General features: G+C 74.0%; 15 protein-coding genes and 1 tRNA gene. 3 read left to right on the forward strand and 13 right to left on the reverse strand.

The genetic code is table 11. From position 1 onward, the window contains the following. Window positions 1–538 precede the first annotated feature (538 nt). On the forward strand, window positions 539–949 hold the full coding sequence (gene mscL / locus DMH08_RS10540; protein WP_026402304.1) for a large conductance mechanosensitive channel protein MscL: 411 nt from the start codon (window positions 539–541) through the stop codon (window positions 947–949). Window positions 950–951: 2 nt separating this feature from the next. On the opposite strand, the gene DMH08_RS10545 is transcribed toward mscL, so the two are convergent. Further along, on the reverse strand, window positions 952–1986 hold the full coding sequence (locus DMH08_RS10545; protein ID WP_034517708.1) for a D-alanyl-D-alanine carboxypeptidase family protein: 1035 nt from the start codon (window positions 1984–1986) through the stop codon (window positions 952–954). A 100-nt stretch (window positions 1987–2086) separates the two neighbouring features. Beyond that, the gene (locus tag DMH08_RS10550; RefSeq protein WP_125613332.1) at window positions 2087–2503 is read right to left on the reverse strand and encodes a hypothetical protein; all 417 of its coding nucleotides are present in this window, start codon (window positions 2501–2503) and stop codon (window positions 2087–2089) included. Window positions 2504–2701: 198 nt separating this feature from the next. Between DMH08_RS10550 and DMH08_RS10555 the strand changes: the two genes are divergently transcribed. Further along, window positions 2702–2777, forward strand: a tRNA-Arg gene (locus tag DMH08_RS10555). 6 nt (window positions 2778–2783) lie between these two features. Here the strand turns inward: DMH08_RS10555 and DMH08_RS10560 are convergent. Then, a complete protein-coding gene (locus DMH08_RS10560; protein WP_026402306.1) occupies window positions 2784–3164 on the reverse strand; it encodes a winged helix-turn-helix transcriptional regulator in 381 nt (126 codons plus the stop codon). Between the two features lie 111 nt (window positions 3165–3275). Between DMH08_RS10560 and DMH08_RS10565 the strand changes: the two genes are divergently transcribed. After that, window positions 3276–4142, forward strand: coding sequence for an NAD(P)-dependent oxidoreductase (locus tag DMH08_RS10565; RefSeq protein ID WP_125613333.1), 867 nt, complete (start codon window positions 3276–3278; stop codon window positions 4140–4142). Window positions 4143–4190: 48 nt separating this feature from the next. On the opposite strand, the gene DMH08_RS10570 is transcribed toward DMH08_RS10565, so the two are convergent. The 10 genes from DMH08_RS10570 to DMH08_RS10615 all read right to left on the reverse strand — a co-directional run bounded on the left by DMH08_RS10570 (window position 4191) and on the right by DMH08_RS10615 (window position 14624). After that, window positions 4191–5768, reverse strand: a complete 1578-nt coding sequence (locus DMH08_RS10570) for a sialidase family protein (protein WP_158642287.1) — start codon at window positions 5766–5768, stop codon at window positions 4191–4193. Window positions 5769–5870: 102 nt separating this feature from the next. After that, window positions 5871–6974 (reverse strand): alanine racemase, encoded by a 1104-nt coding sequence (locus DMH08_RS10575; RefSeq protein ID WP_051300599.1) that lies wholly within the window; start codon window positions 6972–6974, stop codon window positions 5871–5873. Next, window positions 6971–7798 carry an amidohydrolase family protein gene (locus DMH08_RS10580; protein ID WP_034517710.1) on the reverse strand — a complete coding sequence of 276 codons (828 nt, stop codon included), beginning with the start codon at window positions 7796–7798 and terminating at the stop codon, window positions 6971–6973. The genes DMH08_RS10575 and DMH08_RS10580 overlap by 4 nt, the downstream gene beginning before the upstream one ends. After that, entirely contained in the window at window positions 7795–8667 is an 873-nt protein-coding gene (locus tag DMH08_RS10585) for an IclR family transcriptional regulator (RefSeq protein WP_084550164.1), read from the reverse strand. Before DMH08_RS10585 ends, DMH08_RS10580 begins: the two co-directional genes overlap by 4 nt. A gap of 17 nt (window positions 8668–8684) precedes the next feature. Next, entirely contained in the window at window positions 8685–10295 is a 1611-nt protein-coding gene (locus tag DMH08_RS10590; RefSeq protein ID WP_125613335.1) for an N-acyl-D-amino-acid deacylase family protein, read from the reverse strand. Beyond that, window positions 10292–10756, reverse strand: coding sequence for a RidA family protein (locus tag DMH08_RS10595; protein WP_125613336.1), 465 nt, complete (start codon window positions 10754–10756; stop codon window positions 10292–10294). Before DMH08_RS10595 ends, DMH08_RS10590 begins: the two co-directional genes overlap by 4 nt. Then, window positions 10753–11778, reverse strand: coding sequence for an ABC transporter ATP-binding protein (locus tag DMH08_RS10600; protein ID WP_125613337.1), 1026 nt, complete (start codon window positions 11776–11778; stop codon window positions 10753–10755). The genes DMH08_RS10595 and DMH08_RS10600 overlap by 4 nt, the downstream gene beginning before the upstream one ends. After that, window positions 11771–12766, reverse strand: a complete 996-nt coding sequence (locus tag DMH08_RS10605) for an ABC transporter ATP-binding protein (protein WP_199747729.1) — start codon at window positions 12764–12766, stop codon at window positions 11771–11773. Before DMH08_RS10605 ends, DMH08_RS10600 begins: the two co-directional genes overlap by 8 nt. After that, window positions 12763–13668, reverse strand: a complete 906-nt coding sequence (locus tag DMH08_RS10610) for an ABC transporter permease (protein ID WP_064743612.1) — start codon at window positions 13666–13668, stop codon at window positions 12763–12765. The genes DMH08_RS10605 and DMH08_RS10610 overlap by 4 nt, the downstream gene beginning before the upstream one ends. Further along, on the reverse strand, window positions 13665–14624 hold the full coding sequence (locus DMH08_RS10615; protein WP_026402314.1) for an ABC transporter permease: 960 nt from the start codon (window positions 14622–14624) through the stop codon (window positions 13665–13667). The genes DMH08_RS10610 and DMH08_RS10615 overlap by 4 nt, the downstream gene beginning before the upstream one ends. Window positions 14625–14673 lie beyond the last annotated feature (49 nt).

Here is a 14673-nt window from a genome sequence, read left to right on the forward strand (position 1 = left end):
TCGGGCCCGTCCTCCTCCTGGGCGATGGCCTGCTCCAGGACGATCAGCGAGTGCTCGTAGACGTCCTTGTGCCGGTGGTGCTCGTCGATCTCCAGCCGCGCCCTCCGCCCGTCCGGCAGGCGACGCGTCACCGTGGGGCGGCGCGCGCGTGGTGGTGTCGTCCGTCCCGGTGATCGCAGTACCGGCCGCCGACGAGGAAGCGACCCGCGACGGCGCCCTCCTGGTCCTCGCCACCACCAGATCCCAAGCCTCCGCCCTGGCCGGAGCCCGAACGGACCTCTCCGTAACAATCGCCCCCACCTGACCTCCGGCCCCGAGGGCGGTCGACCGGCACGGAGGCGTCCGGCTTCGCAGTCACTCACCTGAGCGAGGGTGAAAGCGCTCAACCCGGCCGCGGTGGGATGGGTGTGACTTGGCGAAATGGGTGGGGAAACCATACGATCCGTGACCGTTCCGGTGCGTGCTGTTCGGGTTGTGTGCCGGGCGGTTCAGCGGCGCGTTCGTATGGGCGCGTCACCCCCGAGGAGTGGAGCGTTCAATGGGTGGTTTCAAGAAGTTCCTGCTGCGCGGCAACCTGGTCGACCTCGCGGTCGCGTTCGTGGTCGGCGCGGCGTTCGCGAGCCTCGTGAAGGACTTCGCCGACTCGTTCATCAACCCGCTGATCGCGCTGATCGGGGGCGAGCCCGACTACACCGGCCTCGCCGTGACCGTCAACGGAACGAAGTTCCCGTACGGAATCTTCCTCACCTCGGCGATCGCGTTCCTGATCACCGCGACGGTCGTGTACTTCTTCGTCGTGCTGCCGATGTCGAAGCTCATCGAGCGCATGGACCGCAACAAGGAGGTCACCGAGCGGGACTGCCCCGAGTGCCTCGGGAGCATCCCGGTCAAGGCGCGCCGCTGCCGGTTCTGCACCGCGGAGGTCACGCCCGTCCAGGCGTCCGTCTGAGGTCAGTGGGCGCTGTCGGTCCCGTACTCCCAGTGCCACGGTTCGAACGGATTGCTGTAGGCCCACGCCGGGTGGAACCATCCGTACCGCTCGGCGTTGGCCTCCATCCACGCGAACTGGACGGACCCGGCGCTCTGGACGCCGCCGCACAGGTCGAGGGCCTGGCCCTTGCCGTGGTTGCTGGTTCCGGGGACGGCGGCGAAGCCGGGGCGGCGCGCGTAGACGCTGTGCTGCTCGGACAGGTTGCGGTAGGCGTCCGTCACGCACATCTCACGGCCGAACCGCTCCTTGTAGGCGGTGTTCAGCTTGTAGAACCCCAGGGCGGCGTCCGCGCGGAGCTGGTGGCCCTTCTGCGGCAGGTCGCAGAGGTACTTGGACGGGATCAGCCCGTTCGGGAACCCCTTCGCCTCGGCCACCAGGCCCTCGTCGCACTCGAGCTGCACCCGCTTCGACCGGGGGAGGTCGCCGAGCAGGCCGTTGAGCTGCTCGGTGAGTTCGGCCGACCGCTTCTTGAGCGAGGCGATGTCCTGCTCGACGCGGGCCTGCTCGACCGCGTTGCTCGACTGCAGTTCCTGCGCGGTCGACGCGAGTTCGCGGTGGCGGCCCTGGAGGTCGTCGGCACGGTCCACAAGCGCCTGCTGCGTCTGCGCGAGCATCGTGACGTCCGCGGTGGAGCGCAGCACCTGCACCGGGCTGCCGCCGCCGAAGATCGCGAGGGAGCCGGTGGCGTCCGGATGCTGGTAGGACGTGTTCGCCAGCCGGGCCACCGGCTCGCGGATCCGGTTGAGCTCGGCCTCGGCCGCGGCCAGGTCCTTCAGCGTGGTGCGCAGCTTCTCCTGCGACTCCTTGAGGGCCTGCCGGCGGTCCTTCATCTCGCCCGTGGCCTTCTCCAGCTCCTCGCGGGCCTTCGCGGCCTCGCTGCGGAGCTTCTCGAAGGCATCGGCCGGGTTGTCGGCCGCTCTCGCGACGCCGTGCGCGGAGAATATCGCCATCACCAGGAAGACCGCGGTCAGCGCAGCCGACCGGGGGTTCGGCACGGTGGTTTTCCTCCTGATGCCCGAATGCGGATCAGCGCCAGAACGCTACCAGAACCGGGACGGGCACCCTGCGTCATCGCGGTGCCGATCCGGCGACGGTTCAGCGGTCGCCGCGGCCGCGCCAGCGGCACCACCGTTCGAGGAACGGGACGTCCTCCCACCTGCACTCGCGCCGCTCCCTGGACCGCTCGGCCCGCTTCGGCGCGGACGACCTGCGCGGCGTCGCGGCCGTCGGCGCGGGCGCCCGCGGCGGCGGCGGCGGGGTGAGGGTGTCGGCCTGCGGCCCGGCCTCCGGCGCGACGTACTTCCCGTACGTCGGCTCCGCCGCCGGCGTCATCTGCTGGACGGGCGCCGCGGCGCGGGCCGAGCCGTCCCGGTCGCCCCCGAACGTGAACGCGCCGAGGGTCGCAAGGACCGGCACCACCACCAGCACGCCGATGACCGCCGCCCGTCTCCGCCGGGGCGTCCGCTCTTCGGCCGTGCCCGCCTCCGACTGCCCACGATGCCGACCCGTCACGGCACCGAAGCGTACCGAGGTCGTCGCACTCCGCCTAGCGCCATCCCCACAGATTCCGCGCACCGGATGTCAACTCATCCCACATCCGCCGCGATCGACGGGACAGGACGGGCGAAGGGGATAAGGACGCGCGTCATCGGCGCCCGTCCTCTACCCTGTAGGTGCCGTCCGCTACGCTCGTGCGGCGAGCGACGACCGGCCTCCGTAGCTCAGGGGATAGAGCACCGCTCTCCTAAAGCGGGTGTCGCAGGTTCGAATCCTGCCGGGGGCGCCACCACCGTCAGGGGCGGGGCATCGGGGGGACTTCGGGGTGGTCCACCAGGTCGGACGCCTCGCGGCGGATGCGGTCGCGGCCCCATGCGCCGAGCGGTTCGAGGGCCTTGTTGAGGGCGCGGCCGTGCTCGGTGAGGGAGTACTCCACGCGGGGCGGCACCTCGGCGTAGACCTTGCGGTGGATCAGGCCGTCCTCCTCCATCTCGCGCAGGTGCTGGGTCAGCATCTTCTCGCTGACGCCCGGGAGGCCGCGGCGGAGTTCGGCGAAGCGCCGGGTGCCGAGTTCGTCCAGTTCCCAGAGGATCAGGCCCTTCCACTTGCCGCTGACCACGTCGAGGGCGGCGTCGATTCCGCAGAAGTACGGTCCGCGCCTGGCCGGCTTCGTCATGCGCACCCACTAACTCGGAGGTAAGTACCCCAGAAGATAGTGGGTACTTCCGGGTTCGGCGGGACGGTTCCAGCATGGAGGCGACCGATCGACGATCGAGGAGTTGCTTCCATGGCGAAGACGCGGGTTCCCGTCGCGATGCTCGGGATGGGTGCGATGGGACGGGCGCTGGCCGGTGCGCTCGTGGACGCCGGGCGTCCGGTGGCGGTGTGGAACCGGACGCCGGGGAGGGCGGACGACCTGGTCCGGCGGGGTGCCGTCGAGGCCGGGCTGCGGGACGCGGTGGCCGCGGGCGGCCCGGTGGTGGTGTGCCTGTTCGACCACGCGTCGGTGCACGAGACGCTCGCCCCGGTGGCGGACGGGCTGCGGGGGCGCACGGTCGTGAACCTGACGACCACGACGCCGGGCGAGGCGCGGGAACTGGCCGTGTGGGCGGACGCGCACGGGATCGCGTACCTGGACGGGGCGATCATGGCGACGCCGCCGATGATCGGCGCTCCGGGCGGGCAGATCCTCTACAGCGGGTCCCGGGAGGTGTTCGAGGAGCACCGGGAGCTGTTCGGGCTGTGGGCGGACGCGGTGTACGACGGGGCGGACGCCGGGACGGCGTCGCTGTTCGACCTCGCGATGCTGGCGGGGATGTACCCGCTGTTCAGCGGGTTCCTGCACGGGGCGGCGATGGTGCGGGCGGCGGGGATCACGGCCGCGGAGTTCGCCGCGCGGGCCGCGCCGTTCCTCGCCGCGATGACCGGGGCCCTCCCGGAGATGGCGCGGGTCGTGGACGGCGGCGGCAGCGGCGACGCGGGGCAGAGCCTCGACTGGACGGCCGCGGCGCTGGACGCGATCGCCCGGGCGAGCCGCGAGCAGGGCGTCGAGCCGGTGCCGGTCGAGATGGTCGCGGGGCTCGTCCGGCGGCAGGTCGAGGACGGGCACGGCGCCGACGACTTCGAGCGGATCATCGAGAGCGTGCGGGGGTGACGGGGAACGCGCCGGATCCCCGAGGGGACCGGCGCGTTCCGTGCGCGGTCAGTGCCGTCCGGGGGCGCGGACGGCGACCTCGGACAGGACGGCCCACCCGTCGGCCTGCGTGATCTCGACCGCGATCCGGTCGATCGGTGCGCCGGGGGCGGCGGGGAACCAGGTGAGGTCGTCGCCCCAGCGGACGCGGTGGTCGAGTTCGCCGACCGTCCGCCACGTGCCGTCGGCGGCGCGGACCCGGACCGTCGCCGCTTCGGCGTGGCCGGGCTTGAGGGAGACGCCGATCTGGGCGGCGCGGGTCGGCCGGTCGAAGGCGATCGTGTACCGGGCCGGTCCCGACCGGGGCGCCCACGCGGCGTCGTTGTAGCCGACGACCCCGTCGATCGCGCCCGCGGGGCCCACGTCCGGCCGGTCGGCGGCCGTGTACGTCAGGTCGGTGTCGATGGTGAGGCGGCCGGCGGCGTGCAGGGCGGCCAGGTCGACGCGCCTCGGGTCGGGGCGGTCGGGGCGGATGCCGTGGACGTCGACGAAGTCGCCGATCAGGCGGCCGGAGGTCGAGTCGTAGCCGAGCACGAGGACGCGGCCGGGCCGCACCTCGGCGACCGCGGGGTTGGCCTGGTCGCCGGTGCCGGAGTCGTAGACGAGGTCGCGCGGGGCTCCGGTCCACGAGCGTCCGGGGTCGCGCAGGACGGCGCCGACGGTGCCGCGGCGGCTCGTGAAGCGGCCGGAGAGGTCGCCGTAGGCGAGGAAGACGTCCCCGTTGCGCAGGACCTCGGTGTGCGCGGAGGACGTCACCATGTCGATCTCGGCGGGCGCGCTCCAGGTGCGGCCGCCGTCGCGGGACCAGGATTCGCGCGAGCGGACCGCGCCCATCGTGGAGGCCGCCGTCCCGATGCGGAGCAGGGCGTGGACCGTGCCGTCGGGCAGGACGGTGAGGACGGGCTCCTGGAAGTGGGTGCCCTCCGCGGCCCCGATCGTCGCCTCGGTGCCGGCGTCCCACGTCTCGCCGCCGTCCAGGCTGCGCACGACGGTGGCGCGCTGCCAGCGGTCGTCGGGGACGGTGCCGTAGAGGGGGATGACCAGTTCGCCGTCCGGCAGTTCCTTGACCTGCCCGTGGCTCGCCGCCCAGCCCAGCTCGTAGGTGTCGACGATGTCGGACTCGCCGCTCATCGCGGTGCCCACCGCGACGGGCTCGGACCAGGTGGCGCCGCCGTCGTCGCTGTGCCGGACGAACGTGCCCATCGGCTCGGCGGGCGAGACCGAGTAGTCGATCTGGAACCAGCTCAGGACGAGCCGGCCGGACGACAGCTGGGCGATCATCGGGTCGCGGTCGTCGTACGGGGAGTCGTGGGCGACCGCCGGGGAGGTCCAGGTCCGGCCGCCGTCGCGGCTCGTCAGCATGAGGAGCCGGCCGTCCTGTCCGGTGTGCCCGGCCCCTTCGCGGACGACCGTGAAGAGGGATCCGTCGTGGAGGCGCTCCATGTTGGGGAAGTGGAGCTTCTTCCCCGGGGCCGCCTGTCCCACGATCACGTCGGGCCGGTCCGGGGTCGAGGCGTCGGGCGGGGCCGCGTGCGCCACGGCGCCGGACAGGGCCGGCAGGAGCGCCGCACCCAGGGCGATGGACATCGCTCGTTTGAACAACATAAGCCCGGATAAAACACGGAATATCATTCCATGTCAATGGATCCGGGCTCATGCGTTTTCAGTTTTGCGACCGTGGCGCAGGATTCAGTGGCGGGCCTCGATCGGGTGCCGTTCTACGGCCGAACCGGCGTCCACGAAATGTACGGCGCTCCACATATTGGTCGTGCCGCAGGCATGGTTGGGAATGATGCGCAGCAGGTCCCCCACGCGAAGCCTGGACGTGCCGGGGCCGGTGAGGTAACCGTGCTCCTCGTTGGCGTTGCCGAAACGGATTCCTTCCATGGGCACGCCGTCGACGTCGCAAACGATGCCGAGAATTCCGGCCGTGGCGATGGTGTCGGAACTCATCGCTTTGATTCCCGCGTCGATGATGACCGTTCCGGGGCGCTGGGCGCTGGTGACGCGGGCGAGCACCGTCTGCGCGCACTGCTCGACCCGCGCGCTGCCGAGCCCGACCTGGTTGGAGTCGTAGTAGACGTACGTACCGGGACGGGCCTCGGTGACGCCCTCGGCGAACGGCGCGGACGTCGCGCCCGGCGTGGAGCCCACCGAGACCAGCGGGCACGCGTGGCCGTCGGCGCGCAGCGCCTCGGCGACCTGGACGAGCGTGCGCCCCGCCAGGTCGCCCGCGGCCTCCAGCCCGGCGCGGTCGGAGCCGTGCGCGGCGAGATGGCCCTCGTGGGTGAGGACGCCCCGCAGCTCCAGCGCGGGCAGCGCGGCGATCGCGGCGGCGGCCGCCACGGCCCGGTCGGGATCGACGCCCGCCCGGTGCAGGCCGGTGTCGACCTCCAGGACGAACGGCACGGCGACGCCCGCGGCCGCGGCCGCCCGGGACAGCGGCCCGGCGGCCTCCGCCGAGTCCAGCGCGACGGTCAGCCCGCCCCGCCCGGCGGCCCGGACCGCGAAGTCGACCTTCGCGGGCCCGACCGGCTGGTGCGCCCACAGCAGGTCCGCGACCCCCGCGTCCTGCAGCAGGGCGACCTCGGCGGGCGTCGCGCAGGTGAACCCGACCGCGCCGTGGGCGAGCTGGCGGCGGGCCACCGCCACGCACTTGGACGTCTTGAAGTGCGGGCGCAGCGCGACGCCGGCGCGGCCGACGGACGCCGCCATCGCGGCCAGGTTCGCCTCCATGCGGGCCCGGTCGACGAGCAGGGCGGGGGTCGCCATCTCCGCCAGCGGCACGTTCACGCGAGCCCCATCGCCGGACGCGGGTCGCCGTCGAGCAGCCACTCGACGGTCTCCGGCCTGATCTCGGGGAAGCCGGACGGGCGCCGCCCGACCATCTCGCGCAGCCCGGCCACGGCCTCGGCGGGCGTCCAGAGCGGGTAGTCGGAGCCGAAGACGAGCCGGTCGACCACGTCCCACTCCTGGGCGCGGGCCAGCGCCAGGTAGCCGTCCATCGGGCGGGCCCAGCTCGCCGACACGTCGGAGTACACGCGCCGGTTCTTGCGCAGCGTCACGATCGTCTCGCGCTGCCACGGATGGCCGAGGTGCGCGATGATCTGGACGAGGCCGGGGTGCCGCCGCGCGACGTCGTCCACCACCAGGGGGTTGCTGACCGACAGGTCCCCGGCCGGGCTCGGGGTGGCCCCCATGTGCCACAGGACGACCAGTCCCGCCTCGGTCGCGGCCCGGTAGAAGGGGTCGTACGCGGTGTCGGTCGGGTCGAACAGCGCCAGCACCGGGTACAGCTTGATGCCGCGCAGCCCGCGCCGGACGCCGTCGGCGAGCTGGTCGAGGACGTCGGGGTCGGTCGGGTCGAGCGCCATGAAACCGATCGTGTCCGTGCGGGTCTCCGCGCAGAAGCGCTCGGTGTGGTCGTTGGGGGTGAGGACCCCGGCGGCGGTGGCGCGGATGCCGAAGACGCACGCGGCGGTCACGTCCGCCATCGCCCGGTCGTAGTCGGCCGGGCCGAACTCGTGGGCGCCCCGGCCGTACACGGGTTCCCAGTGGTCGTCCCACTCGTGGCCCCAGTGCTCGGGGCGCTGGCAGTGGGTGTGGAAGTCGATCAATTGTCCTCCGGTGTGCCGGGTGCGCCGGAGCGCAGCGACGAGTGCAGGTGTTCCAGGGCCGCGACGACGTCGGCGTCGGCCGCGAGGGCCGCCGCGGCCGCGCGGAGCCGGTCCAGGTGGGCGGCGATCCGGTCGTCGCCGAACTCGGCGGACGGCCCGGACACGCTGACCGCCGACACGCAGACGCCGTTCACCTCGACCGGGACCGCGACGCAGCGCAGCCCGACGCTGCCCTCGTTGTCGTCGAGGGCGTACCCCCGCTCGGCGGTGGCCGCCAGGTCGCGGGCGAGGGCGGCGGACGTGGTCAGCGTCATGTCGGTGCGGCGCGGAAACGGCTCGGGCGGCAGGTGCGGCGCCCGGCCGGCGGCGGGGACGCGGGAGAGGAGCATCTTGCCGAGGCCCGTGCAGTAGGCGGCGTCGCGGGTGCCGGGCAGGATGTGGAACCGGATCGGACGGTCGGGTTCCCGGACGCACACGTGCAGGACCTCGGGCCCGTCCAGCACCCCGAGGTTGGCGGTCTGCCCGGTGTCCGCGGCGACCCCGGCGAGGTGGGCGCCGGCGATCTGGGACAGGTCGAGACCGGACAGGTAGGCCGTCGACAGCGCCAGCGTCTTGTGCCCGAGCCGGTACGCGGGGCGCTCGTCGGCGCGCACCACGTACTCCATCTCCTCCAGGACCGCGAGCAGTCGCACCAGGGTGCTCTTCGGCAGGCCGGTGTCGGCGGCGAAGTCGTTCAGCGTCAGCGTCGCGCCCTGCGCGGCGAGCCTTTCCAGCAGGGCCAGCCCGCGGGCCAGCGCGTTGGCGTGGTAGTTGGCCGACGCCGGGCGGTCGTCGTCCACGTCGCGGCGGCGTGCCGTGGTTCGTGCCATGGGTGCCTCGCCTTCGTTCAGGGGATGCGGAGGATCTCGCCGGGACGCGCGCCGCCGTGCACGCCGTCCTCGACCACGGGACGGCCGCCGACGACGACCGCGCGGATCCCGTCCGGAAACCGCTGGGGTGAAGCGAACGTAGCCCGATCGGCGATCCGTTCGGTGTCGAACACGGCGACATCGGCGACCGCGCCCTCGCGGAGGACGCCGCGGTCCGCGAGCCCGGCCCGCTCGGCGGGCGCGGAGGTGCACTTGCGCACCGCCTCGGCCAGCGGGAGCCCTCCGGGGCGGCGCGCGTACTCCGCGAACAGCCTCGGGAAGCAGCCGTAGGAGCGCGGGTGGGGGGCGCCGCCGCCGGTGGGGCCGTCCGGGTCGAGCGCCTGCCCGTCCGACCCGATCACGGCGGCCGGGTGGGCGAGGGCGTCCAGCAGGTCCCGTTCGCCGCGGCCCGCGGCGATCATCTGGACGCCGTTGCCGTGCTCGGCCGCGAGGTCGAGCGCGACGCGCGACGGGTCGGTGCCGGCCGCGGCGGCGATCTCGGCGATCGTCCGGCCGACGATCGCGCCGCCGGCCTCGCCGTCGCCGTCGCCCGAGCCGGCCGGTCCGTCCGGGACGCGGCTGACCGTGATGTCGTCCCAGGTGAGCGGCATGTCGCGCCACTCGTCCGCGACGCGCGCGCGGACGTCCGGGTCGGCGAGGCGGCCGCGCATGGGGTCCTCGCCGCCTTCCTGCGCCCAGTCCGGCAGCAGCTGGGACAGCGGCGCGTTCCCGGCCAGGTAGGGGTAGACGTCGAAGGCGACGTCCGCGCCGCCGGCGCGGGCGTCGTCGATGAGGTCCAGGGCGCGGGCGACCGAGCCGTGGTTGCGCCGCCCCACCGCGACCAGGTGGGAGATCTGCGTGCGGCAGCCGGTGGCGGACGCGACCGCGAGCGCCTGGCGGACGGAGTCGAGCAGCCCGTCGGCGTAGTCGCGGACGTGCCAGGCGAACAGGCGCCCGTGCTCGGCCGCGGTGCGTCCGAGCGCCAGCAGTTCGTCGTCGCGGGCGTAGCAGGCCGGCGCGTACACCAGGCCGGTGGAGACGCCGGCGGCCCCGGCGGCGAGCGCGTCGCCGAGCAGGCCGCGCATCCGGTCGAGTTCGGCCGCGCCGGCCGGGCGGTCCGCGAACCCGACCGCGGCGGCCCGCAGCGGGATGTGCGCGACGAGCGCGGCGACGTTGACCGAGGGGCGGGCGGCGTCGAGCGCCGCGAGGTATCCGGGCAGGTCCGACCAGGTCCAGCGGACGGCCGGGTCCAGGTCGAGGTAGCCGGCCGCGGCGCGCAGCGCGGCCGGGTCGGCGGCGACCGGCGCCACGCCGAGGCCGCAGTTCCCGACGACGACCGAGGTGACGCCCTGCCGGACGGCGCTGTGCGCCTCCGGCCCCGACAGCAGGGTGAGGTCGGAGTGGGTGTGGACGTCGACGAAGCCCGGCGTCACCGCGTGCCCGGACGCGTCGAGGGTCCGCGCGGCGGGGCGTCCCGCCAGGTCCCCGATCGCCTCGACGCGGCCGCCCGTGACGGCGACGTCGGCGCGGACGGGGGCGGCGCCGGTCCCGTCGACGACCGTCCCGCCCGTGATGAGCAGGTCGGTCATGAGCGCAGCAGGAAGGTCGCCTGGACCTCGACGGGGCTGCCGGTCGGCAGCGCGGCGACGCCCAGCGCGGCCCGCGCGTGCCGTCCCGCCGTCTCGCCGAGGACCTCCAGGAGCAGTTCGGTCGCGGCGTCGGCCACCAGGTGCTGGTCGGTGAAGCCGGGCGCGCTCGCCACCCAGATCGTCACCGCCTCGACCTGCTCGATCCCGTCCAGCCCGCCCAACTCGTCCCGGACGGCGGTGAGGACGTTGCGGGCGCACTGCCGCGCGCACGCGCGGGCCTCGTCGAACGCGACGCCGTCGCCGACGCGGCCCTCGGCCAGCAGCTTCCCGTCCCGGACGGCGACCTGCCCGGAGGCGATCAGCCGCGTCCCGGCGCGCCGGACGGCGGCGACCGCGGGGCGCGTCCCCGCCGGTGCGGGGTCGGCGGGGGCGGCGGCCAGGCGGGTGTCGGCGTCGTTCACAGGGTCTCCTTCGTCGTGGTGGTGCCGGTGCGGGGTTCGGCCGGTCCGGGGAAGTGGCAGGCGACCGGATGGCCGCTCCCCTCCCGGACGACCAGCGGCGGCTCCTCCGCCGCGCAGACGTCCCGGGCCTTCCAGCAGCGGGTGCGGAACCGGCAGCCGGACGGCGGGTCGACGGGGCTCGGCACGTCCCCGGTGAGGGTGATGCGGTCGCGGCGCCCGGCGCCGCCCGGTTCGGGGCGCGGGACGGCCGACAGCAGCGCCTGCGTGTACGGGTGGGCGGCGCGCCGGAAGATGTCCTCCCGGGTCCCGCGCTCCACGACCTTCCCGAGGTACATCACGGCGATCTCGTGGGAGACGTGCCGCACCACCGAGAGGTCGTGCGAGATGAACAGGTACGCCACGCCCAGGTCGCGCTGGAGTTCGCGCAGCGTGTTGACGACCTGCGCCTGGATCGACACGTCGAGGGCGCTGACGGGCTCGTCCAGGACGAGCACCTTCGGGTCGAGCGCGAGGGCGCGGGCGATGCCGATGCGCTGCCGCTGGCCGCCGGAGAACTCGTGGGCGTAGCGCCGGGCGTGCGCGGGCGCGAGCCGCACCATGTCGAGCAGCTCCGCCACCCGCTTCGCCCCGCCGTCGTCGTACCGTCCCTGGACGCGCAGCGGCTCGGCGATGATGTCGTGCACGGTCATGCGCGGCGACAGCGACGCGTACGGGTCCTGGAACACCAGCTGCAGGTCGCGGCGGAGCGCGCGCAGGTCGGCGCCGCGGGCGCGGGTGACGTCCCGTCCCGCCACGACGATCTTCCCGGCGGTCGGCTCCAGCAGCCGGACCGCCATCCGTCCCGTCGTGGTCTTGCCGCAGCCGGACTCGCCCACCAGGCCCAGGGTCCGGCCGGCCCGGAGGGCGAGATCCACGCCGTCCACGGCGTGCACCCTGCCGGTCCGGCGGCGCAGCGGGCCCGACCGCACCGGGTAGTGCTTGGCCAGCCCGGTGACGCGCAGGACCTCCTCGGTGTCATCCATCGGTGTCCTCCCCGGCCAGTTCGGCGTGGAAGTGGCAGGCGCTGGTCCGTCCGGGCCCGGTCGGGGCGGGTTCGGGACGCTCCGTCCGGCACCTGTCGCGGACCATCGCGCACCGCGGCGCGAACGGGCAGCCGGCCGTGACCTCGCCCGGCGCGGGCGGCGCCCCCGGGATCGGGGTCAGCTCGTCGGCGTCCTCGTCCATCCGCGGCAGGCTGTCCAGCAGCCCCCGGGTGTACGGGTGCCGCGGCGCCCGGAAGATCTCGGCGACCGGGCCGTGCTCGACGACGCGGCCCGCGTACATCACCACGACCCTGTCGGCCATCTCGGCGACCACGCCCAGGTCGTGCGTGATCAGGACGGTGGCGGCGCCGGTCTCCCGGCGGGCCTCCCGCAGCAGGTCGAGCACCTGGGCCTGGACGGTGACGTCCAGCGCGGTGGTCGGCTCGTCGGCGATCAGCAGGTCGGGTTCGTTGGCGATCGCCATCGCGATCATCGCGCGCTGCCGCATCCCGCCGGAGAACTCGTGCGGGTACTGCTTGAGCCGCTTCGCGGCGCCCGGCACCCCGACGAGCGCGAGCAGGTCGGCGGCGCGGCGCCGCGCCGCGGCCCGGGACATGCGCGCGTCGTGCAGCCGGAGCGCCTCGGTGAGCTGCCCCCCGATCGTCATGACCGGGTTCAGCGCGGTCATCGGATCCTGGAAGATCATCGCGATCCGGCCGCCGCGCAGCCGCCGCAGCTCGCGCGGCGGCAGCCCGCGCAGGTCGACGCCGTCGAACACGACCCGTCCGGACGCCACCCGGCCGGGCGGCTTGATCAGCCCGAGCGCCGACATCGCGGTGACGCTCTTGCCCGACCCCGACTCGCCGACCACGCCGAGGGTCTCTCCCGGCAGGACGGTGTATCCGGCGCCGTCCACCGCGCGGACGGTGCCCTCGTCGGTGTCGAACTCGACGACGAGGTCCTCGATCTCCAGCAGTGGAGCGTTCACTTGTCACCACCCCGTCCGGCCGGGGTGACGGCGTCCCGCAGCCCGTCCCCGACGAAGTTGACGGCGAGCACCGTCACCGCGATCGCGATGCCGGGCGGGATCCACAGCCACGGCATGGTCTGGACGAGCGTCAGGTTCTGCGCGTCGTTCAGCATGTTCCCCCAGCTCGCCTGCGGCGGGCGGACGCCGAGGCCGAGGAAGGACGCGGTGGTCTCCAGCATGATCGCCTGCGCGACGGCCAGCGTGCCGGTCACGGTGACCGGGGGCAGCGCCGCCGGGACGATGTGCTTGCGGATCAGCCACCGGGAGTTCGCGCCCGCCGCGCGGGACGCCTGGATGTACTCGCGGTCGCGCAGCGCCAGCGTCACGCCGCGCACGACCCGTCCCGCGACCGGCCACTGGGTGAACCCGATGGCGGCGATCAGCACGGGCACGCTCGGGCCGATGATGCCGGCCAGCACCAGGATCACCACCACGGTCGGGAACGACATCACGATGTCCGCGCACCGCATGATCACGTTGTCGGCCCAGCCGCCGAACAGGCCGGCCACCGCGCCGAGCAGGGTGCCGAGGAGCACGGCGGCGAGCGCCGCCGTGAGCCCGACCAGCAGCGACACCCGTCCCGCGTACAGCGTCCGGGCGAACACGTCGCGGCCGGAGGTGTCGGTGCCGAACCAGTGCCGCGCGGACGGGCCCTCCCGGACGGCGTCCAGGCTCACCGCGTTCGGCGGGTGCCCCGCGAGCAGCGGGGCCAGCAGCGCGGCGAGCGCGATCACCGCGAGCACCACCGCCCCGGCCACGGCCAGCCGGTTGCGGCGGAACCGGCGCAGGGCCCGGGCCCGCGGTGACGCCGACGCGGCCTTGCCGGTCTTCTCACCGGTGGGAAGGATCGACGCGGTCACCGGAGGCTCACTCTCGGGTCGACGGCCGCGTACAGCAGGTCCGCGACCAGGTTGCAGATCAGCACCAGCACCGCCACGTACAGCGCGAACCCGACGATCACCGGGTAGTCGTGCTGCCCGATCGAGCTGACCGCCAGCTGCCCCATGCCGGGCCAGGCGAAGACCTGCTCGATCACCACCGCGCCCGCCAGCATCTGCGGGATCTGGTACATCACCACGGTGATCAGCGGGATCAGCGAGTTGCGCAGCGCGTGCCGCAGGACCACCCGGACCGGGCCCGCGCCCTTGGCCTCGGCCGTCCGGACGTAGTCGGCGCCGAGCTCGTCCACCAGCCCGCCGCGCACGTACCGGGTGAACGGCCCGGCCGTGACGAACGCCAGGATCAGCCCCGGCAGGACCAGGTGGCGGAGCTGGTCGAGCGGCCCGCCGTCGCCGGGCGTCGTCATCCCGGCGGACGGCAGCCAGCCGAGCTTCAGCGAGAACACGTAGATGCCGACGATGCCCAGGAAGAACGGCGGGACCGACACCGCGGCCAGGCCGATCACGGTGGCGCCGTAGTCGACCGCCGAGTTGCGGCGTACCGCGGCGGCCACGCCCAGCGCGACCGCCACCACCAGGGCGACCGCCAGCGCGGCCCCCATGAGCTGCAGCGTCGGCCCGACGCGTTCGCCGAGCACCGCGGACACCGGCCGGTGGCCGACGTAGGAGTACCCGAGGTCGCCCCGCACCGCGTCCGCCAGCCAGTTCCAGTACTGGACGAAGACCGGCCGGTCCAGTCCCAGCTCGTGCCGCTTGGCCTCGATGAACGCCGCGCCCCCGCTCTGCATCTGCTCGGGGTTGACCATCATGCGCACCGGGTCGCCGGGGGCGAGCCGCACCAGGCTGAAGATCCCGACGCTGATCAGGACGAACACCAGCAGGTTGACCAGCAGGCGCCGGATGACGTAGAGCGCCACGCGTTCACCTCCTCTCGTTGATCGCCCGAGCCCGGGCCGGGACGGGACG

Source organism: Actinomadura sp. WAC 06369, from assembly GCF_003947565.1.
Classification (GTDB): Bacteria; Actinomycetota; Actinomycetes; order Streptosporangiales; family Streptosporangiaceae; genus Spirillospora; species Spirillospora rifamycini.